Source organism: Staphylococcus sp. HMSC068C09 (genome assembly GCF_001813735.1).
GTDB classification, from domain to species: Bacteria; Bacillota; Bacilli; order Staphylococcales; family Staphylococcaceae; genus Staphylococcus; species Staphylococcus hominis.
In genome coordinates this window covers 258,995-280,187 of record NZ_KV813753.1, presented here as the reverse complement: position 1 = coordinate 280,187, position 21,193 = coordinate 258,995, and the positions used below count along the sequence as shown (strand labels likewise).

Genomic DNA, 21,193 nt, shown 5'->3' with positions numbered 1-21,193 from the left:
ATTCCTTTCTATTTTATTAATTTTAATAATTTGTCTAAGACTGTGTCTTCTTTATTTGATTTTTCAACTAATAATTGAGTGAATTTTTCATTTGTTTTGGTGTCAAATTTTCCCGTTTCAGATAGTTGATTATCTGATTGGAATAGTTTAATAGCATTAGCTAATTGATTATCAAATTGGTTTGATTCATCTCCGTTATAATAACCTAAAGCATCTAAACCAATTTTTATCGATTTAACGTTTTTATTATTATCGCCAACAGAATATGTTTTATCAGACGGAATAACACTTAATGATTGATACTTAGGAGAATCAATTGTAACATCTGGTCTAATACCTTTTCCATGAATATAATGATCATCAGGTGTTAACCATTTCATTTGTGTATATTTTAATAATGACCCATCTTTAAGTTCTCGTGTGGTTTGAACGATTCCTTTACCAAATGTTTTTGAACCATACACTTTAGCTTTATGGTGATCTTTCATTGCCCCTGTAAAGACCTCTGACGCACTTGCGGAACCTTCATTTACTAAAATACTCACTTTCATATCTTTAACATCTTTTAAAGCATCATTTGAAGTTTTAATTGCTTCTTTATCATTGCCTTTTTCAAGTTGAACAACAGTTTGACCTTTATCAATAAAAATATTAGCCATTTTAACTGCTTCATCTAATAATCCCCCTGGATTATTACGCAAGTCTAAGATGATATTTCGAACACCAGCATCATGAGCTTTTATAATTGCAGATTTTAATTCACCCGCAGTATTTTGTTGGAATTTAGTAATCGTAAATACAGCTATGTTACCTTTTTTCTTATACTCCACACTTTTGACATGAATTTTACCACGTTTAATATTAATATCTTTTTCTTCAGAACCGCGTTTAATAGTTAACCTAACATTTGTGCCTTCTTTACCTCTTACCACTTTAACAACTTGATCTAAAGGTTTACCTACTACAGACTTACCATTAACTTTTGTGACAACATCTTTAGGTTGAAGGCCAGCTTTTTCAGCAGGAGAATCTTTCATAGGACTTGTAATCATAATATCTTTATTTTTCTTTTGCATTTCTGCACCAATACCTACAAAATCTCCAGATACATCTTCATTAAAGCTCTTTGTTTCAGACTTTGTCATGTATTCAGAATATGGGTCTTTTAATTCTTTTACCATACCATTAATTGCAGCTTCAGAAAGTTTACTTGAGTTTTGTTTTTTGTAATAGTCTGTATCTAACGTTTTATATGCAAATTCTATTTTTTTCATTTCTTGACGCTCTTCTTTAGTTAAACCACTTAACTTATGACTGATTCCTATCGTTGCAAATACAGCTATAATTGTTGTAATGATAATAACACTTAATAAAATTAAGATAAACTGCCATATTTTCAAATGCATCTTTTTTTTAGGAGATGCATGTCTTTTTTCATCTGATTGTCCGTCATGGTGCTCCTCAGAATGATTATTCATAAAATCACTTCCTCTAATTACATCTTGTCTCTTATCATTTTATATAAAGACATACCTAGTATGTCTTTATTTTTAAGCAAACGCAAATTATAAGAAATTGTATTCTTAATTAGATAAAAATAAAAAGAGTGGCATATAAATCTAAAATTAAGATTTTATAACACCACTCCATATCATATTTAGACATAAAATGAATTTAAATTAGAATTTTAACCATTCTGTATATTCTTCATATAAATCATCAAATACGGACATAGGTAACGTAATGTCACTTTGCATTTCGATATAGTCTGATAATACGTTGAAGTCACTTTCATGTTTTGGAAACGATAAGTCATTGAAAATGTCTTCGGCTAATTCACCTTTATCATCTTTACGTCCTCTAGCCGTTAAGGCAAATTGATAAAATGAATGATCTTTCATTAGCTCATTGTCACATCGACAACTTTAGTTTCGCCTTTAATAACAGCTTTAACATCATCGAGTGAAATAGATTCTGTTTGATCAGAATTTGTAATAATAATAGGTGAAATAACTGATTTGGCATTATTTCTAATAAATTCTAAATCGAATTTGAGTAAAGGGTCGCCTACTTGTACTGTGTCACCACTGCTAACCAGTACATTAAATCCTTCTCCGTCTAACTGAACAGTATCTAATCCAATGTGTACTAAAATTTCAAGACCATTTTTAGTTTTTAAACCAATTGCATGTTTTGTTGGAAAAACATTATCAACTTTTCCAGCAACTGGGGAAACTACCTCACCTTCAGTAGGATTAATACCGAAACCTTCACCCATCATTTTTTGGGCAAATACAGGATCTGGTATATCTTCAATTTTGACATATTCACCTGTTAATGGTGCATATAGTTGAGTTTCCTTATTGACTTCTTTATCTTTACCAAATAATTTTTTAAACATTATTCATCGCTCCTATTTATTAAAATGTTGTATCAAATCGCCATATCCTAATTCTTCTAATTTTTCGTATGGAATAAATTGAATAGCTGCAGAATTAATACAATAACGCAATCCGCCACTTTCTTTTGGGCCATCATTGAATACGTGACCTAAATGACTGTTAGCATCTTCTGATCTAACTTCAGTTCGAATCATACCAAATGATTTATCTACGAGTTCAACAATTTCATCATCGTCTAATGCTTTTGAGAAACTTGGCCAACCACAATCAGATTCAAATTTCTCTTCAGAAGTAAATAAAGGCTTACCAGAAATTTTATCTACGTATATTCCTTTGTCAAAATGATTCCAATATTCATTTTGAAAAGGAGGTTCTGTACCATTTTCTTGAGTAACGAGATACTCCATATCATTTAATTCGCTTTTATCTTTTTTAATCATTTTGAGACCCCCAATGTGATTCTATAAATGCTTTTCTACCAGAACCGCGTTGATATTGCTCATAATGCATAGGATTTTTTTTATAATAGTCTTGATGGTAATCTTCCGCTGGATAAAAGTTTTTGTAAGGAAGAACTGGTGTGATGATTGGTTTTTTAAAAATACCTTCTTCATTTAGTTGTTGGATTTTTAATTCAGCAGCTTTTTTTTGTTGTTCATCATGATAAAATATTGCTGGTTCATAGCTTTCGCCTCTATCAAAAAATTGCCCTTTATTATCTGTCGGGTCAAATAGTTTAAAGTAAACATCCAAAATATTTTCAAATGACGTAATATCTGGATTATAAGTAATTTGAACTGCTTCTCTATGACCAGTTTGATTTGAACATACTTGTTCATACGTTGGATTTTCTATATTTCCGCCACTATAACCTGATACGACATCTTCAATACCTGGGTAAGATGTAAAAGGTTTAACCATACACCAGAAACATCCTCCTGCTAAAGTTGCATATGCCATTATATTACCTCCTCTATCTTTCTTTAAATTTACGATATAATGATATGAAATTAAAGTAATTAACTCAGAGATCAATAACTTAAGTCACCTATTATTATCTATTATCCTCTAACTACGACAAGACCGATAGCGCCTTGACCAGTGTGTGTAGAAATGACTGGTGTCGTTACATTAACATCATAATTTTGTTGTCCAAATGCTTCATTAAATTGATGTTTTACTTTTTCAATGAATTCAATCGTATTTGCATGTGCAATACCAATCGATTGAATAGTATGATTTTCAATAAATTTAGCAATTTCTTTTTTTAGATATTGAATACTAGAGTTTTGTGTACGAGAATTATGTACGATTTCTAAATATCCCTCTCTAAGTGTTCCTATCGGTTTTATTTTCATAATATTTCCGATTAAACCTTTTGTTTTACTGATGCGTCCACCTTTAATTAATTGATTGAGTTGGCCAATAACAACAAATAGTTTAATATTTTTCTGCAATTCTGAAATATGTTTAATAATTTCTGCACTTGAAAGATTAGTGTTTACAAGTTCTACTAAACGTTGAATTTGGTATGCTAATCCAAAAGAAATTGATTTTGAATCAATCACATTTACTTTTGCTTCAATCATATTGCTCGCTTGTAAAGCAGTCTGATATGTTCCACTTAATCCTGAAGACATATGAATGCTAAAGATTTCTACATCGTCATTGTCTTTATCAAGTTGTTCATATAATTCAATAAATTTACCAATTGATGGCTGACTCGTTTTAACGTCAGCGTCTTCTTCAATACGTTTAATGTACTCCTCGGATGAGATATCTACTTGATCTACAAATGATTCTTTATCAATGGTTAAATTTAATGGAACAACATGGATGTTATGTTGATTTAAATATTCAGCTGATAAATCTGAGGTAGAGTCTGTAACGATTACTTGTTTAGTCATAATTTCTCCTGTTAATTTATTTTATTTTCGTACTAAATGTAAAAAGGTATGTGGAATAGTATTTTTTCCATCAAGTTGACCCTCTTCAGAAGATACAACCGTCCAATCTTCAAATGTATAGGGAGGGAAAAATGTATCACCTTGATGTTTTCCATCTACTACAGTGATATACATATCGTCAACTTTATCAATCATTACTTCATATAATGTTTGGCCACCAAAAATAAATACATGACCCTCTAAGTTGTAGATATCATCAATTGTGTGAATCACTTCAACGCCATCAGGTTTAAAATTGTTATCACGAGTTAAAACTACATTTTTTCTATTTGGTAATGGTTTGCCAATGGACTCAAATGTTTTTCTACCCATTACAAGTGTATGGCCAGTTGAGAGTTGTTTTACATGTTTTAAATCATTTGGAATATGCCATGGTAGAGCATTTTTATAACTAATGACACGTTGTTGATCATGTGCCACTAAAATTGATAAGGTCATTTATCATATCCCCTTTTAGTTTATTTTTAATTAAAGATAGATTACACAGCAATGGGCGCTTTAATTGCTGGATGAGATTGATAGTCTACAAGTTCTAAATCTTCATAATTAATATCAAAGATTGAGTGTTCAGAATTTATTTTTAATGTAGGAGGTGCAAAACCTTCTCTAGAAAGTTGAGTCTTAATTGCCTCTATGTGATTAGAATAAATATGTGCATCTCCAAAAGTATGAATGAATTCTCCAACTTCTAAGTTACATTCTTTAGCAATTAAATGCGTAAGTAATGCATAACTTGCAATATTAAAAGGCACACCTAGGAAAATATCTGCACTACGTTGATAAAGTTGACAACTTAATTTGCCATCTTGTACGTAGAACTGAAACATTGTATGACATGGTGGTAATGCCATAGTATCAATTTCAGTGGGATTCCATGCTGAAACTATGTGTCTTCTCGAATTAGGGTTTGTCTTAATTTGCTGAATAACTGTTTTAAGCTGATCGAAATGATTACCATATTGATCTACCCAATCACGCCATTGCTTTCCATAGACATTTCCTAAATCACCATATTTTTTAGCAAAAGTATCATCATTCAACACTTTCTCTTTAAATTTTTTCATTTCCTGTTGATACATTTTATTGAAATTTTCATCTTCTTGAGAACGATGTCCAAAATTTGTCATATCTGGACCATGATAATCTTCAGATTGAATATATTTTTCAAAAGCCCATTCATTCCAAATATTATTATTATATTTTAATAAATACTGAATATTAGTATCTCCTTTTATAAACCACAATAACTCAGTAGCAATAAGTTTGAAAGATATTTTTTTGTAGTGAGTAAAGGGAATCCCTTCGTTAAATCGAAGCGGATTTGATGTCCAAATTTAGAAATGGTACCTGTATGTGTTCTATCATCACGTTGATTACCAATTTCTAAAATGTCATTACATAAATCGTGATACGCCGAATCAAAAGGATTGAGCATATGTACATCTCTCCTAAATTTTATATTAATTATCATTATACTAGAAAATAGAAAGATATTGAATGAATTATATTATTTCAAAACATTTTTATATTTAAAAATCTTCAATAATAAATTATCAAACTGAGATAATTTATTATTGGAGATGCATATTAAGATAGATTAATTTAATATAATCATATTAACAATTTTCGTCGAAAGCATCTTTAATATCCATACAAATATCTTGAATATCTCTACCTTCAATATGTTCACGCGGAATAAAATGCTTTAATTCTGTACCTTTAAATAAAGCATACGAAGGGCTTGAAGGTACTTGTTGGATATAATCGCGCATTGTTTGCGTTGCTTCTTTATCTTGTCCAGCGAATACTGTGACTTTATGTGTTGGCTTTTTATCATTTTGATCAGCAACTGCTACAGCAGCAGGTCTCGCTAAACCAGCAGCACAACCACATGTAGAATTAATAACAACAAATGTTGTTTCGTCATCTTTAACATTGTTCATATAGTTTGATACATCTTCACTTGATTCTAAACTTGTAAAACCATTATCAGTTAATTCAGAACGCATTTGTTGTGCTAGTTCATGCATATATTGTTCATACGGATTCATATAAAAAACTCCTTTAATGTTTATTACGATTAGCAATTTGTTTCCATACGGAACCTAATGCTTCATCGCCATTTTCAATTCTAGAAATTGCCATTTTCACTTGAAGTTTTACTTCGTAAGCATTGTCGTTTGCATGCGCTCTTAGAGATGCTAGTTGCGCTTCGCCACCTTCTTCAAATAAAAACATTGCAGCTCTCCAACGAACAATTTTTTGTGGATCATCAAGTGCTTTTTCCATTTCTGGCAAAGCTTCTTTATAACCTAAATCACTGATACAGTCTCCAGCTGTACGTCGAATAGCTGGATGCTGATCATTTAATCCTTTATACAAATATGGCAATATTTCTTTACTTTCAATCATACCAAATAAAACAATCGCTTGACGTCTTAATGGTAACTTATTTTCATTTAGGGCTTGCTCTAAGAGTGGAATATCCTCAAGTGTTGGTGTTGGGAATTCTGTTAACATTCTGAGACGTACTTTCCAGTCTGATTCATTCAAGTACTCCTCGTATGAAACATGTTGATAAAAATGAGATGTACTTTTCGTTTGTGTAGATAAAGCTTGAACGACTAATTGTTCCAATCGACTTTTTGGATATAATGCAATGATTTCTTCATAAACTTCTTCCATAACTAGAGAAAGTTCTCCATAACGTAAACCAAGCTCTTTCCATTTTCTAAGAAAAATAACATTATCATCATCTTCTTGTGCTTTAAGCATACTATTAATAAAGATATCAGGTAGTTGTTTACGTACTTCTTCATGAGCATTTGTTAATTTAATTTGATATGGGATATTTTTAAAAGTGAGTATCTCTGCTTTCACTTCTCCATAGTGTTCATCAAACTGAGATGATTGACTAATAGTTTCCTCTTTTTGAAGTGACGCAGTAATTTGAGGTAATACCTCTTCCCAATTTGCTTTCGGATACTTATCAATAGCTAAAAAGTCAATTACATGAAATATAGATTTAACATCTTTAATTTGTAATAAGTCATTAATAAAATCAGGTTGAGATGTTTTGACTTCTGTATATGTGTTCGACTGATTATCAGCACGCTTTTCACTTAAAACGATTTTCATTGTATTTGGGCTTGGTGTTGGTTCAATTTTTAATATTTCCACTACTGTTCCTCCTAAAATTAAAATGTGTCTTCAATTTTAGGTACAAGATCATCCCAATTGGCATATTCCTCTTTATCTACTGAAATAAAATCCATGACATAAAAAACTGACTTTACTCCTTCGATATCAAATAATCGATTAATAAAATCAGGTTGCCCATCTTGAGCAGATGTATACGTATTTGATTGATTATCTTTACGTTTTTCACTTAAATTAATTTTAATCGTATTATAATTTGGTGTGTCTTCAATTGACTTTATATGCATAAAATTCCCTCCTATTGAAGTTCATTGCCTAATTGCTTAATTTGCTTACCTATTGAACATTCAGAAATACAAAAATGATGTGCTTGTGTTTTTCCTTCTGTTTTTCTAATGTGTGTTTTCAGTAAACATTTATCACAATAAGTATTCATTAATTCATCAATTTTTTCTATTGCATTTTGTTCGGAATGTGTAAGTATAACTTTCACTCCTTATACTTAATTTTATAAATATGGAGTTATTATAACTTATATGATGATCATTTTAAAATAATCGATTTTATTTTTTATTATTTATAATATGAATTGATTAATGAGTATTGAATTTGAATTACTTTTACTATAAAATATTAAAGTTGCTTAGCGGTTTCTAAACACCCGCATTATCAAAATTTAGGAGGAATAAATGATGTATAATGAATTTTTTGGTATTGCTACTTTTTTTATAACATTTATTGTAATGGTTTTAATGTATCGTTGTTTTGGTAAACAAGGTCTTATCGCTTGGGTAGCTATCGGTACAATTATTGCTAATATCCAAGTCATCAAAACGGTTGATATTTTTGGTATCTCAGCAACTTTAGGTAATGTAATGTTTGCCTCTATCTACCTAGCTACAGATATTTTAAATGATATTTATGGACGAAAAGTTGCTAAACGTGCTGTATGGTTAGGCTTCTCATCAACTCTTGTTATGATAATTGTAATGCAAATGTCATTACATTTTATACCCGCACCAGAAGATATATCTCAAAAAGCATTATCTACGATTTTTGATTTAGTGCCGAGAATTGCTTTAGGTTCAATTATTGCTTATATTATAGGGCAACATGTAGATGTGTTCATCTTTTCAATGATAAAAAAAGTTTTCCAATCAGATAAAACATTTATTATTAGAGCTTATGGAAGTACGGTATTAAGTTCAATTATTGATACTGCATTATTTGTAACTATCGCATTTATCGGTACATTGCCTGCAAGTGTTGTATTTGAAATCTTTATTACTACGTATGTTTTAAAATTAGTCTCAACGATTTTCAATGTTCCATTTGGTTATATTGCGAAGTCTTTCTATCGAAAAGGAAAAATTCAAAAATTAGACGAAGGTTATTAAAACAATCATACATGCATATTGTTTAGGTTTACTAAGCAATATGCTATTTTTAAATAGACAAATAGTGTTTAATTAATGCTTAAACTAGAGGTGTTTTTAATGGCTAAAATATTTTTTGATGCTGCGACGAGTGGCAATCCGGGACGTAGTACGTGTGGGATAGTAATTAAAGAAAATGATATTAAATATACGTATACACATGATTTAGGAGAATTGGACAACCATAGTGCTGAATGGTCTGCATTCATTCATGCATTAGAACATGCTCGTGAATTAAATGTTTCAAATGCTTTATTGCATACAGATTCTAAATTGATAGAAGATAGCGTGAATCAAGGTTATGTAAAAAATGCGCGTTTCAAACCATTTTTTGAAAATATGGAGATTTTAGAAGCAAGTTTTGATTTGCTATTTGTAAAATGGGTTCCAAGAGATAAAAATAAAGAAGCAAATCAATTAGCACAACAAGCTCTATACAAATTAATTAAGAATAAACAATAATAATGTAAAAAAGAAGATAAAAGAATTTATGTTGAATTCTTTTATCTTCTTTTTTTATCTGTTTTACATTAAAATTTTTGAAGCAAGATATTTACCAGAGACATAAAGTTCGTGTTCATTACAAATTGAAAGAATATGATTCAATGAATGTGTATATTCCATTTCTTTATATAATACAGTTGTATCGATAGGCACATCCGTATAGATTTCCGCTAATTGTTTGGATAAAATCAAATTTTCTTTATCAGTTGCAATTTTTTTCTGTTGACCAGGTGTAAGTGATTCGATATGGTCTAGTACGTTTTCAACGCTACCATAAGATTGTATTAATTTAATGGCGGTTTTTTCCCCAATACCTTTAACACCAGGATACCCATCTGCTGAATCTCCCATAAATGCTTTAATATCAATAAGTTGAAGTGGATGTAATGCATACTCTTCATTAAAACGATTAAGAGTATAATGATGATAAATATTAAAACCTTTTCTGATTAACCAGACTTCTACTTGTTCATTGATACATTGTAAAATATCTCTATCTCCAGTTACAATATGTACTTCATTATCTTTTGAATATATTTTAGCGAGTGTTCCTATGACATCGTCTGCCTCATAATTTGCAACACCGATATTCACAAAACCAAATTGTTCTGAAATGTCTTTTACGTAATCGAATTGAGGTATCAATTCTTCTGGTGGCGCAGGTCTATTTTGTTTATAAGAAGTATACATAGCATTTCTAAAGGTCGCTTTCCCCATATCCCAACATATCGCAACATGGCTTGGTTTAATATCCTTAATTGCCGTAAAGATATGTCTAACAAAACCTTGAATCCCATTGGTTGGCATACCTTTAGAATTATACATAAATTGATTGTGTAGACTTGTAGCATAAAAATGTCTAAATAAGAGTGCCATTCCATCTACAAGTAAGACACGTTGAGTCATATTAATCCTTCTTTCTAATTTAAAAGTGGTTCCAATTGTTGATTTACTGTTTCTAATTGTTCAATGAGTGAATTATCGATACGTTTAGATAATAAGTCATTGATTTGCTCTAAAACATTATTATTTAACTGATTAAGTTCGATGTTCGCGTCGTGAGTTAAGTTAGATACATAATAATTTAATTGTTGTTTTAATACGTTTAGTGATGGTTGTAGCAGTTCTAGTGTATTTGTACAAATCATTTCTTGCAGTTCTCTTTGCGCATTTGCATTTAAAATTTTACGTTTAGACAACTGTTTAGGTAAAACTGAAAGCATCTCTTCTAAACTAATACGTAATAGTGCATCATCAGTAAACGGCGCTGTTATTTTAAAATGAGGTTGGATAAGTACATGAACTGAGTTTAATTTTTGAATTGTTGGTGCTATTTGTTGATCTAATTGAGAAGTAAAGTATGTTTTTATTCTTTCGACTAATAAAGTTTGTTCTAAATATAATCGTTGATGAACTTGATCTAAGTACATTTTCGTAGCACGTTTCTTTTCATCATTAAAATCATTATTTTGTGTCATTTGACTATTATATACTTTTTTAACCTCATCTAATAATTGAAGCTGTAATCGTTTATTTAAATGATAGATTTGTTCTTCAACCTCATTTTTAGTATGCTGCTCACTTGTATGAATCATTTGGTTAGTTAATGGTGTTTTATTTTTATAAGTTTCAAGTTGTTGTTGTTGTTCTAACATACGTGTTTGATTTGTTTTAAATTCATAGATGATTTGATTAAAGTTATCGCGCATTTGCTCGATTTGATGAATCATTTGCTTCTCTAAAATCGTTTTCGATTCAGTTTCGACAAAATGATTAATACTTTCTTTTAATTTAAGAATGCCTTCATCTTTAGTCTCCAATGCACGTTTACTTGATACACCGAATAATTCAGATGGCAGATTCACTTGAGATAGAGCATCTTTTACATACTGCTCCACTGCTATTAAATCTTCATTAGTTTCAGCTAAATCTATCGCATTAATAATCATTTTAAATGTCTGTGCTTCATTTAATTGGTTAATATCTTTCATATGTTCAATAAATGCTTTGTCATTATCAGTAAATGAGTGATTAAAATAGCTCACATATAAAATTAGGTCTGAAGAAGTTAAGATGCGTTCAGTTTCATTTGTATGTCGTTGATTATTAGAATGTAACCCTAATGAATCAACGATAATTTTGTCTTTTAACCAATCCAGTGGAAGTTGTATATGAACGGTTTTAACAAATGTAGCGTATTCGTCTTCAGCACTCCATTGCTTAATTTCATTTTGTGAAATAGTATGTGTTATACCTTCTGTTAGCATATCTTGGTACATTGAAAAGTGCTTCTCTACTGATGTTATAAAAGCCAATTGATTTTTTTCTAATTGTTGTTTTAAAGACTCAATATTACTATTCATAAATTTTTCTAACGAGTTAAAAGAAACGTTTTGATATTCAAGTAATTGGTTTAATTCATTTAACAATTGCGTATTTGTTTTCAAAGTAATTTGACTATCATGACCATATGAGATTTCAGTCGTAGCTGCTGTTGTTGGATTAGGTGAGCTTACAAGATAATGATCTCCAAGTAAAGCATTAATCAAGCTACTTTTTCCTGCACTAAATGTACCAAAGACGCCTATTTTTACAATTTTATTATCTATGCGTTGCAATGTTGCTTTGATGTCTTGCTTAGTTTTATTGAATAAAGGAACAGGCTCAATGATAGCCAGAGCTTTCTGAATATCAAAGTGATGAGTTGTCGTATCCTTAGTTGATGTAATATCTTCGTCTAAATCATTTGTTGAAGATATGGTTGATTGATTAAGTTTATAATGTGTTTCTGTTCGATCAATTAATTTATCGAGTGAGTCATTTATATGAATATAATAATGTTTATAATTTTCAGTTGTTAATGACTGTTTTAAATTCTTGAACTCAAGATACTGTTCATATAAATGTGCATCATTATCTTCTATGTTAGATAATTCCGTTGCTTCAGTATGTTCAATAATGTCTTTAAATAATGAATCTGATTGTTTTTCGATAGCACGTGCAATTGCTTTTAAAACGTCATCACTAAATGTGAGCACATAGGTATTATTAATGCTTGTTTGTACTTGATATAAATTAGAAATTAAAGTAGGTTCAATTTCATAATGTTGATTTAAAATTCGTTGATTTACTTCAGAATGATGAATAAAGCGAGTTACAAAAGATAAATCTTCACGCATTGGTTGACGAATGTGTCGATTCACTTTTTCTTGTAAACGGTCTACAACAATTTGTAAACGTTTTGCTCTCTCTTCTTCCGTTTTCTTTTTTTTATTTAGAAGACCGCCCACTTTGAAGTCTAAAGCCATGCTTTCAAGATAATAACGAATATCTTCTCGCATATCATGAGTCATAATATAAGCATTATCTAATATATTTTTCCGTTTTTCTTTTAAGTACGTTAATAATTGAGAAGAATGATTTAATAATTGTGCTTCTTCACTTATAGCTTGATTCTGTTGAAATTGTTTATAGGATTCTTCAAATTCGGATTCATTGATATTTAAAGCGTCAAGTATATTTTGCATATGCTCTTGAATATATGAAAGCTGAGTACGATGTATAAATTCAATGATACGTGTTACAAAATCTTCAATAGGTTCACGTAGTTTATCTTGTTCTACTAAAAACTCTGAGAATAAATGAAGTTGATTGTTTGGATGATCAAATTTACTAACATAAAATAGTTGAGCGACTTTAATATCCCAATCTTGTATAGATTGTTCTACTTTTTGTTTAAATGTATCAAAAGAAATTTCATTCTCATTATGCTTATCAATTTGATTGATAACAAAAATAATAGGTATGCCTACTTGATTCATGCGTTTCATAAATTGGAAATTGAGCGCAGACTGAACATGATTATAATCAACTATATACACAATCATATTGCTTGTATATAAAAATTGTTCAGTAGTGGATTGGTGTGTAGAAACATTTGAATCTACTCCTGGAGTGTCTTGTAATGTAAAACCAAGATTAAACTTATTTGAAGGAAACTTTATTTCAATAGATTCCACATCAATATTTAATCGGTTCATTATTTTTACATCATCATACGTTTTTAACTTAGCATATTTTTGATATTCTAAATTAGCAATAATTTCTTCTTCTTTTGAAACAGAAACTATAGCCGTATTACTCGTTGTTGGTACAGGTGAGCTAGGCAATATATCTTGTTCTAATAATAAATTGATTAATGTTGACTTACCAGCTGAAAAATGTCCAACAAATGATAAAGTATATTGATTTAAATATACTTTTTTAATCACTTGATTTATTGTATGTACTAATGCTTCGTTATTCGATTTTTCTATTTCTTTTTTTAATTTGTATAATACATCTAATTGTTCATTATTTTGCATAATGCTATCCCCTTTATTTCACTCACTCTAAAATATAAAAAAATTAAGGTTATAAAACTAAAAAGAATTATAACCTCACTTTTAGGGTGATAAAACTAAAATATCTTTAGCTATGTTTATTAAATTTTATCATAAGAAATAATAAAAACCTATATAGAATGAATTAGTTAAACCAAGCTGGTTTATCGCCATCAGTATTTGGTTTATTTACTCCAATATTTTGTCTAGAATAAAGTTCAGGTTGTTTCGCTATACGCACTGCTAAATTGGCTACACTTCTTCTAGAAACTTCTGTTCCTTTAAAGGTATCACCTTTTTGAGTAATTTCATAATCTGATTCATTTTTAAATGTTAACCAAGCAGGACGAATAATTGTATAATCTAAGTCAGACGCTTCAATTAAATCAGCTGCTTTACGATATTTAGTTAATTTTTCACCAAATTGTTCTTTGTTAAATGTATTGAATTTATCTGGTAATTCGTCATAAATACCAGGAGCTGCCACAAATATTAAACGTTTAACATTCTTTTTGTTCATGGCATCTATAATGGCTTGTGCTTCTCTATCTAGTGATCCTGATAAACTTGCAAAAACAATATCTACTTGATCTAATGCTTTTTCTAAATCTTCAACATTTTTAGCATCACCTTCAAAGACAGTGATACGATTAGATGCGTAATCAGGAATACGGTGGGCATTTCTTAAAAATAAATCAACGTTAAAACTAGAATTCTCTAAGAAAATTTTAGTTGCTTCAATTGATACTTTTCCGTTAGCCCCTACAATTAAAACTGTTTGCATAACTTATTCTCCTTACTATACTGTTTAAATGTGCTATGTTTTTAACACGCTTACTAATAACTTTACAATAGTCACTATTATAGTGCTAATAAATACATAAATTTTAAATAAATATTATCCAATTTATTAAGAAAAATTTACAAAATTAATTATTTTCAAATAAATCTTCAAGTCAAATTTATTTATCAATATTAGGCTTTTTTCCCCAGTATTGATAATACGTACATTCGATATAACCGTTAAAAAGTTTTCGACGTTTAGTTGCTTTACGATCTACTAAATACTCAAATTCTTTATTACTTGTAAGGATATATGTTGATAAATAAGGATGTTGTTTCATTAGTTTACCTACATATCGATACATTTCTTCAACTTCAGCTCTACCTCCAATACGCTCGCCGTATGGCGGGTTACCAACTAACGCTACAGGTCCTTCTTGGTCGATAGTTAATGTATTAACATCCTTAACACTAAATTGAATAATATCACCTAGGCCTACTTCTTCAGCATTACGTTTAGCAATTTCAACCATTTCTGGATCGATATCAGACGCATACACTTGAATGTCTTTATCATAGTCAGCTTGTTGATCAGCTTCGTCACGCATGACGTCATAAATATTAGGAGGCATAATATTCCATTCCTCTGATACAAATTCTCTATTAAAACCTGGCGCAATATTTTGAGCAATTAAACATGCTTCAATAGCAATGGTTCCAGAACCACAAAATGGATCAATAAAGGGTGTATCACCCTTCCAATTTGCTAAACGTACTAAGCTAGCTGCTAATGTTTCTTTAATAGGTGCTTCACCTTGTGCAATACGATACCCTCTACGATTTAGTCCTGAACCTGACGTATCAATGGTAAGTAGGACATTATCTTTAAGAATAGCTACTTCAACAGGATATTTCGCACCACTTTCGTTTAACCATCCTTTTTCATTATAAGCTTTTTTAAGACGTTCAACGATAGCTTTTTTAGTAATGGCTTGACAGTCAGGAACGCTATGAAGTGTAGATTTTACACTACGACCTTGGACAGGAAATTGTCCTTCTTTATCGATAATTGTTTCCCAAGGTAATGCTTTTGTCTTTTCAAAAAGTTCATCGAATGTTTTAGCATTGAAGCGTCCTACTACTATTTTTAATCGGTCAGCTGTACGTAGCCATAAATTACATTTTACAATGGCATTAGCATCACCTTCAAAGAAAATGCGTCCATTTTCAACTTGAGTATTATAACCAAGTTCTTGTATTTCTTTAGCAACTACGGCTTCAAGACCCATTGGACACACGGCTAATAATTGATACATTATTTCATCTCCTTTGTCTCATATCATATTAGTATATTAACAAATATTAAAATAATTATGTATACAAAATAAAAAAAGCTCTCCATAAAAAGGGAGAGCTAAACTAGTCTGTGATATCTCTATAAGCCATGTTCTGTACCATTGTACTCATAACGTACACTAGTTGTACTGGTACTTTGGTGGTAATCATCTGTCTACAAATCTTTACTATGCGAGTAAAGATGTCTCGTTTATACGTTGAATTCCGCTAAACAAGTGCTCCTACCAAATTTGGATTGCTCACTCGAGGGGTTTACCGCGTTCCACCTTTTATATTTCTATAAAAGCTACGTCACTGTGGCACTTTCAAACTATTTTAACCATATCAATGAATGACTTAGGTTATTTCATTGCCGTCAAATTAATGCCTTGACTTATTGTTTCATCAAGCACGAACACTACAATCATCTCAGATTGTGTGAGCATGGACTTTCCTCTATATTTCTATAGCGATTACCCAAAATATCACTTTTATGAGTATAACATAATTTTAAAATATTTAATAGAATTTTAAATAGATAAATAATTAGCTATCAAAATCAAACATAATAGCAATCAAACATGCTTCGTAACAAGCTTATATCTTTAAGATATCAATGTATTATTTGCCAAAAACAGCTTTTTCAAGATTAGAAATTCTTTTTAAAATGTCTACGTTGTTATTCGCTGATTTCGAATTGCTTGAAGCAAATGACTTATTATCAGAAGGACGTGAAGTTGCAACTCTGATTCTCAATTCTTCAACTTCTTTTTTAAGTTTATTATTTTCTTCAGATAGTCTGACTACTTCATTATTCATATCAGCCATTTTCTGATAATCAGTAATGATATCATCTAAAAAAGCATCAACTTCTTCACGACGATAACCGCGAGCCATCGTTTTTTCAAAGTCTTTTTCATAGATATCTTTTGCTGAAAGCTTTAAAGAAACATCTGCCATTAATTTCCACCTCATTCAAAACTTTGGTCTTGTTGCCATTGTAAATCGTTAATAAAGTCAGTAAGTTCATCAAATGTCACAATATCACAATTATAAGTCGTTTTTTCCATAAAATCAACTAACATCCTCTTAAAATATTTTGGACTTCCTTCTTGTTCATCATCATAAATTAATAACGTCATATCTGTATGATCTAATATAAACTGGTCTGTTTGTTTAAATTGAAAAGGTCCTTGATATTCAGAATGAAATACACTTTCTAGAAATTGTGCATTACTAGCAATAGATTCATACTTTGCTATATTGTGTTCATTCCATTTGGAGGTATGACCATAAAATGGTGTGATAATACCTAATTTTAACTCAGGATATGTGTCTTGTAATTTTAATACTACTTCAGCTGCCCATAATTCAATACCAATTTGTCCTTGAATGAGTACCCATTCTAGCCCTTCGTCAATATACTGTAATAATTTATGTTCTATAAATTGTTTAAGATAATCCACTTCTTTCATATCATCTTTAAATATATTTAACTCAAATGATTTATATCCAGTCACATATACTGTTTTCAATGTATTGATTCCTCTTTATCTTTTATATGTTTAAGCAAATTGGTAAGATCATAATTAGCAGATTTCAATTTTTCATTAAATAACTTCTTACTTGTTTTATTGTAGTGACACTCTACAGATAATTCCTTAATATGTTTAACTAAAATTTCTAATTTTTCCTTATTCATATAAGGAAATTGAATTAGTTCATCATGATAATGAGATAATTCTTCAGTTAAACCATCAATTTTTTTTACATAAGGAACAACATCTCGATGAAATTGCTTCTCTGACTGTGTCAATTTTATTTCATTATAGCTTGACGCCATGTACTGTAGTTCTTTAAGTATTTCATTAATTAATGTGTACATAACGAGGCCTCCTATATTCTTACAATTTATTACAATTATTTTATAGTATTGTTTAGATATAAATTTTACATTATTACAAATTTTTAAACATATTGTTTTCACTGTTAAAGCACGTTAAAATAGAATAGATAATTAATGAATATATTTAATTATGTGTAGTATAATATAAATATTATGCTCATTTCATTATTATCGTATTATAGTTTAATATTATTCTCTGAGAAATTGAAAGTGTAATATTAAATTTGTGTGGTGAGTATGATAAATTATCCAAATGGAAAACCATTCAAACTAAATCCTACTAAGGTTGGAAGTAATCAAAGTGATGCTTCTAGTAACATTAAATATGGTGGACGAGGTATGACTCTCGAAAAAGATATTGAACAATCTAACAATTACTATTTTAAGCATGGTGTGGCTGTTATACATAAGAAACCTACTCCTATTCAAATTGTAAATGTTCATTATCCTAAAAGAAGTAAAGCTGTAATTAATGAAGCATACTTTCGAACACCTTCTACAACTGATTATAATGGCGTTTATCGAGGCTATTACATTGATTTTGAAGCGAAAGAAACGAAAAATAAAACGTCTTTCCCTTTAAATAATATCCATGATCATCAAGTAGAACATATGAAAAGTTGTTTTCTACAAAAAGGACTCGTCTTTTTACTGATTAGATTTAAAGTGCTTGATGAGGTATATCTATTACCTTTTTCGAAGTTTGAACCTTTTTGGGAAAGATATAAAAAGGAAATAAAAAAATCAATAACAGTTGAAGAAATCAAAAAAAATAGTTACTATATTCCTTATCAGTATCAACCTAGATTGAATTATCTTAAGGCTGTTGATAAGTTGATATTAGATGAAAGTGAGGACCGCGTATGACGGAAAATAAAGGATCTTCCCAACCAAATAAAGGCAAAAATGGGAAATCCAAATCAAAAAAGAATAAGAATGTAAAAAGAACGATTATTAAGATTATAGGCTTTTTATTCATTGCCTTTATCGTGTTACTTCTACTTGGTATACTTCTATTTGCATACTATGCTTGGAAAGCTCCAGCATTTAATGAGTCTAAATTACAAGATCCAAAGCCTGCTGAAATTTATGATAAAAACGGGGACTTGGTTAAGAAATTAGACAATGGCGCACGTAGAGAACATGTTGATTTGAAAGATGTTCCTAAAAATATGAAAAATGCCGTGTTAGCAACTGAGGATAATCGCTTCTATGAACATGGTGCGTTAGACTATAAACGTTTATTTGGTGCTATTGGTAAGAACGTAACTGGTGGTTTTGGTTCCCAAGGGGCGTCTACTTTAACACAACAAGTGGTTAAGCGTTCATTCCTTTCAGAAAAGAAATCGATTGGACGTAAAGCGCAAGAAGCTTATCTATCTTACCGTTTAGAGCAAGAGTACAGTAAAGATGATATTTTCCAAATGTACTTAAATAAAATTTATTACTCAGATGGTGTATATGGCGTTAGGGCTGCAGCTAAATATTACTTTAATAAAAATTTAAATGAACTTAATTTAGCTGAAGAGGCCTATCTAGCTGGTTTACCACAAGTTCCTAACCTGTATAACATTTATGATAACCCAAAAGAAGCTGAAAATCGTAAAGAAACTGTTTTATACTTAATGCACTACCATAATAGAATCTCTGATAAACAGTGGAAAGAAGCTAAAGCTACTTCATTAGAAGATAATTTAGTAAAACGTACAACAAAAGAACGTCAAATATCTAATGATGATTCTAATAGTGAGTATGATTCTTACGTTAATTTTGTTAAAGCTGAATTAATAGGTAATAAACACTTTAAAAATAAAAATTATAGTGATTTAATGCAAAGTGGTATTAAGATTTATACGAATATGGATAAAGACGTTCAAAAAACGCTTCAAGATCGCATTGATAATGGTAATTACTATAAAAATGATGACCAACAAGTAGGCTCAACCATTCTTGATAGTAAAACTGGAGGCATTGTAGCCATTTCCGGTGGACGAAATTATAGAGATGTCGTTGATCGTAATGCTGCTACAGATACACACTTGACTGGTTCATCACTGAAACCATTCTTATCATATGGTCCAGCAATTGAAAATATGCAATGGGCTACAAACCACGTAATGCAAGATGAATCAAGTTATTCCATTGATGGTGGTACATTCCGTAACTATGATGGGCAAGGTCATGGTACAGTATCGGCATATGATGCATTAAGACAAAGTTTTAATATTCCTGCTTTAAAAGCTTGGCAGCAAGTATCATCAAGTGCAGGTAAAGATGCTCCAAAAGATTTTGCGTCTAAAGTTGGTTTAGATTATGAAATTGATTTAGGACCATCTGAAATTTTAGGTGGTGGTGCTTCTGAATTCTCACCTACTCAATTAGCATCAGCATTTGCATCAATAGCTAATGGTGGTACTTACAATAATGCGCATTCAATTCGCAAAGTTGTAACATCTGATGATGAAACTATCGAATTTGATCATACAAGTCATAAAGCCATGGAAGATTATACTGCTTATATGCTTGCAGAAATGTTAACTGGTACATTTAAACCATATGGGTCTGCTTACGGTCATGGTGTTGCTGGCGTTAATATGGGTGCTAAAACAGGTACAAGTACTTATGGCACAGAAGTTAATAATCAATATAACTTACCTGACAATGCAGCTAAAGATATTTGGATGAATGGTTTCACACCTAAATATACAATGTCAATTTGGATGGGCTTCAGCCAAATTAAACCAGGCGGTGAAGATTCATTCTTAGGACATTCTGAACAAGAATATCCACAATATCTATATAAAGATGTGATGTCAGATATTACTTCAAGTAATGACGGAGACTTCAAAAAACCTGATTCAGTTACTGGTTCAGGTGCAAGTACATTATCAGTTAAAGATCATCCAGATAATAATACAACTTCAGGAAGTAAATATGATAATATGTCTACTAACAATTCAGATAGTAGCTCATCAAGTAATTCTAGTAGTACAGGAAATAGTTCAAGCAATTCTAATTCTACCAGTGATAACAACTCAAATACTACATCAACAACGAACACAGGTAATACAACTGATAACTCAGCAAATAATTCAACTACGAACAACAGTGCTAACAATAGTACCACATTAACTCAACAAAATAATAATAATGATAATACAAATAACAATAATAGTTTATCTAACATATTTAAAGCAAACACGATTTTTAATTTTAGAAAAGCGTCGTAATAGCTTTAAAAACGACATAGTCTTTTATAAGGCTATGTCGTTTTTTTAATTAAAAAAAGTCTAGAACAACTTTGCTCTAGACTATCTTT

General features: G+C 30.4%; 22 protein-coding genes, 1 other RNA gene and 1 pseudogene. 4 read left to right on the top strand and 20 right to left on the bottom strand.

Annotated features, from left to right (window positions below; genetic code table 11):
* Positions 1 to 8: 8 nt before the first annotated feature.
* The 12 genes and pseudogenes from HMPREF2930_RS03835 to HMPREF2930_RS03780 all read right to left on the bottom strand — a co-directional run bounded on the left by HMPREF2930_RS03835 (position 9) and on the right by HMPREF2930_RS03780 (position 8,021).
* The gene (locus tag HMPREF2930_RS03835; RefSeq protein ID WP_017176323.1) at positions 9 to 1,478 is read right to left on the bottom strand and encodes a S41 family peptidase; all 1,470 of its coding nucleotides are present in this window, start codon (positions 1,476 to 1,478) and stop codon (positions 9 to 11) included.
* Positions 1,479 to 1,679: 201 nt separating this feature from the next.
* Positions 1,680 to 1,901, bottom strand: coding sequence for a YozE family protein (locus HMPREF2930_RS03830; protein ID WP_017176322.1), 222 nt, complete (start codon positions 1,899 to 1,901; stop codon positions 1,680 to 1,682).
* The gene (locus tag HMPREF2930_RS03825) at positions 1,901 to 2,401 is read right to left on the bottom strand and encodes a PTS sugar transporter subunit IIA (RefSeq protein ID WP_002449797.1); all 501 of its coding nucleotides are present in this window, start codon (positions 2,399 to 2,401) and stop codon (positions 1,901 to 1,903) included. Before HMPREF2930_RS03825 ends, HMPREF2930_RS03830 begins: the two co-directional genes overlap by 1 nt.
* A gap of 12 nt (positions 2,402 to 2,413) precedes the next feature.
* Positions 2,414 to 2,842, bottom strand: coding sequence for a peptide-methionine (R)-S-oxide reductase MsrB (msrB, locus tag HMPREF2930_RS03820; protein WP_002449905.1), 429 nt, complete (start codon positions 2,840 to 2,842; stop codon positions 2,414 to 2,416).
* Positions 2,835 to 3,362: a peptide-methionine (S)-S-oxide reductase MsrA gene (msrA, locus tag HMPREF2930_RS03815; protein ID WP_017176321.1), complete on the bottom strand. Its 528-nt coding sequence runs from the start codon at positions 3,360 to 3,362 to the stop codon at positions 2,835 to 2,837. Before msrA ends, msrB begins: the two co-directional genes overlap by 8 nt.
* A 101-nt stretch (positions 3,363 to 3,463) precedes the next feature.
* Positions 3,464 to 4,309, bottom strand: coding sequence for a DegV family protein (locus tag HMPREF2930_RS03810; protein WP_017176320.1), 846 nt, complete (start codon positions 4,307 to 4,309; stop codon positions 3,464 to 3,466).
* 21 nt (positions 4,310 to 4,330) lie between these two features.
* Positions 4,331 to 4,807 (bottom strand): dihydrofolate reductase, encoded by a 477-nt coding sequence (locus tag HMPREF2930_RS03805; RefSeq protein ID WP_017176319.1) that lies wholly within the window; start codon positions 4,805 to 4,807, stop codon positions 4,331 to 4,333.
* Positions 4,808 to 4,848: 41 nt separating this feature from the next.
* A pseudogene (locus HMPREF2930_RS03800) lies at positions 4,849 to 5,804 on the bottom strand (thymidylate synthase).
* 181 nt (positions 5,805 to 5,985) lie between these two features.
* Positions 5,986 to 6,420 carry a bacilliredoxin BrxA gene (gene brxA, locus HMPREF2930_RS03795; RefSeq protein WP_017176317.1) on the bottom strand — a complete coding sequence of 145 codons (435 nt, stop codon included), beginning with the start codon at positions 6,418 to 6,420 and terminating at the stop codon, positions 5,986 to 5,988.
* 13 nt (positions 6,421 to 6,433) lie between these two features.
* The gene (locus tag HMPREF2930_RS03790; protein ID WP_017176316.1) at positions 6,434 to 7,549 is read right to left on the bottom strand and encodes a conserved virulence factor C family protein; all 1,116 of its coding nucleotides are present in this window, start codon (positions 7,547 to 7,549) and stop codon (positions 6,434 to 6,436) included.
* 17 nt (positions 7,550 to 7,566) lie between these two features.
* Positions 7,567 to 7,815, bottom strand: a complete 249-nt coding sequence (locus HMPREF2930_RS03785; RefSeq protein WP_002449746.1) for a NifU N-terminal domain-containing protein — start codon at positions 7,813 to 7,815, stop codon at positions 7,567 to 7,569.
* Between the two features lie 11 nt (positions 7,816 to 7,826).
* Positions 7,827 to 8,021, bottom strand: a complete 195-nt coding sequence (locus HMPREF2930_RS03780) for a zinc-finger domain-containing protein (protein ID WP_002449911.1) — start codon at positions 8,019 to 8,021, stop codon at positions 7,827 to 7,829.
* Positions 8,022 to 8,220: 199 nt separating this feature from the next.
* Between HMPREF2930_RS03780 and HMPREF2930_RS03775 the strand changes: the two genes are divergently transcribed.
* On the top strand, positions 8,221 to 8,925 hold the full coding sequence (locus tag HMPREF2930_RS03775) for a queuosine precursor transporter (protein ID WP_017176315.1): 705 nt from the start codon (positions 8,221 to 8,223) through the stop codon (positions 8,923 to 8,925).
* A gap of 99 nt (positions 8,926 to 9,024) precedes the next feature.
* Positions 9,025 to 9,426, top strand: coding sequence for a ribonuclease HI family protein (locus HMPREF2930_RS03770; protein WP_002449811.1), 402 nt, complete (start codon positions 9,025 to 9,027; stop codon positions 9,424 to 9,426).
* Positions 9,427 to 9,489: 63 nt separating this feature from the next.
* On the opposite strand, the gene HMPREF2930_RS03765 is transcribed toward HMPREF2930_RS03770, so the two are convergent.
* The 8 genes from HMPREF2930_RS03765 to HMPREF2930_RS03730 form a co-directional block, all read right to left on the bottom strand.
* Positions 9,490 to 10,374, bottom strand: coding sequence for a 5'-3' exonuclease (locus tag HMPREF2930_RS03765; RefSeq protein ID WP_017176314.1), 885 nt, complete (start codon positions 10,372 to 10,374; stop codon positions 9,490 to 9,492).
* A 14-nt stretch (positions 10,375 to 10,388) separates the two neighbouring features.
* The gene (locus tag HMPREF2930_RS03760; protein ID WP_017176313.1) at positions 10,389 to 13,832 is read right to left on the bottom strand and encodes a dynamin family protein; all 3,444 of its coding nucleotides are present in this window, start codon (positions 13,830 to 13,832) and stop codon (positions 10,389 to 10,391) included.
* A 163-nt stretch (positions 13,833 to 13,995) separates the two neighbouring features.
* On the bottom strand, positions 13,996 to 14,634 hold the full coding sequence (locus HMPREF2930_RS03755; RefSeq protein WP_002455331.1) for an SDR family oxidoreductase: 639 nt from the start codon (positions 14,632 to 14,634) through the stop codon (positions 13,996 to 13,998).
* A 178-nt stretch (positions 14,635 to 14,812) separates the two neighbouring features.
* Entirely contained in the window at positions 14,813 to 15,949 is a 1,137-nt protein-coding gene (locus tag HMPREF2930_RS03750; protein ID WP_017176312.1) for a THUMP domain-containing class I SAM-dependent RNA methyltransferase, read from the bottom strand.
* A 117-nt stretch (positions 15,950 to 16,066) separates the two neighbouring features.
* Positions 16,067 to 16,453: RNase P RNA component class B (gene rnpB / locus HMPREF2930_RS03745), an RNA gene on the bottom strand.
* A 136-nt stretch (positions 16,454 to 16,589) separates the two neighbouring features.
* Positions 16,590 to 16,928 carry a cell division regulator GpsB gene (gpsB, locus tag HMPREF2930_RS03740; RefSeq protein ID WP_002449866.1) on the bottom strand — a complete coding sequence of 113 codons (339 nt, stop codon included), beginning with the start codon at positions 16,926 to 16,928 and terminating at the stop codon, positions 16,590 to 16,592.
* Between the two features lie 11 nt (positions 16,929 to 16,939).
* Entirely contained in the window at positions 16,940 to 17,503 is a 564-nt protein-coding gene (locus HMPREF2930_RS03735) for an SLOG family protein (RefSeq protein ID WP_017176310.1), read from the bottom strand.
* Complete coding sequence (locus HMPREF2930_RS03730; protein ID WP_017176309.1) at positions 17,500 to 17,853, bottom strand: DUF1798 family protein; 354 nt, start codon at positions 17,851 to 17,853, stop codon at positions 17,500 to 17,502. Before HMPREF2930_RS03730 ends, HMPREF2930_RS03735 begins: the two co-directional genes overlap by 4 nt.
* Positions 17,854 to 18,114: 261 nt before the next feature.
* Between HMPREF2930_RS03730 and recU the strand changes: the two genes are divergently transcribed.
* Both recU and HMPREF2930_RS03720 read left to right on the top strand, forming a co-directional pair.
* Entirely contained in the window at positions 18,115 to 18,741 is a 627-nt protein-coding gene (gene recU / locus HMPREF2930_RS03725; RefSeq protein WP_029376824.1) for a Holliday junction resolvase RecU, read from the top strand.
* Positions 18,738 to 21,104, top strand: coding sequence for a transglycosylase domain-containing protein (locus tag HMPREF2930_RS03720; protein WP_017176307.1), 2,367 nt, complete (start codon positions 18,738 to 18,740; stop codon positions 21,102 to 21,104). The genes recU and HMPREF2930_RS03720 overlap by 4 nt, the downstream gene beginning before the upstream one ends.
* Positions 21,105 to 21,193: the final 89 nt, after the last annotated feature.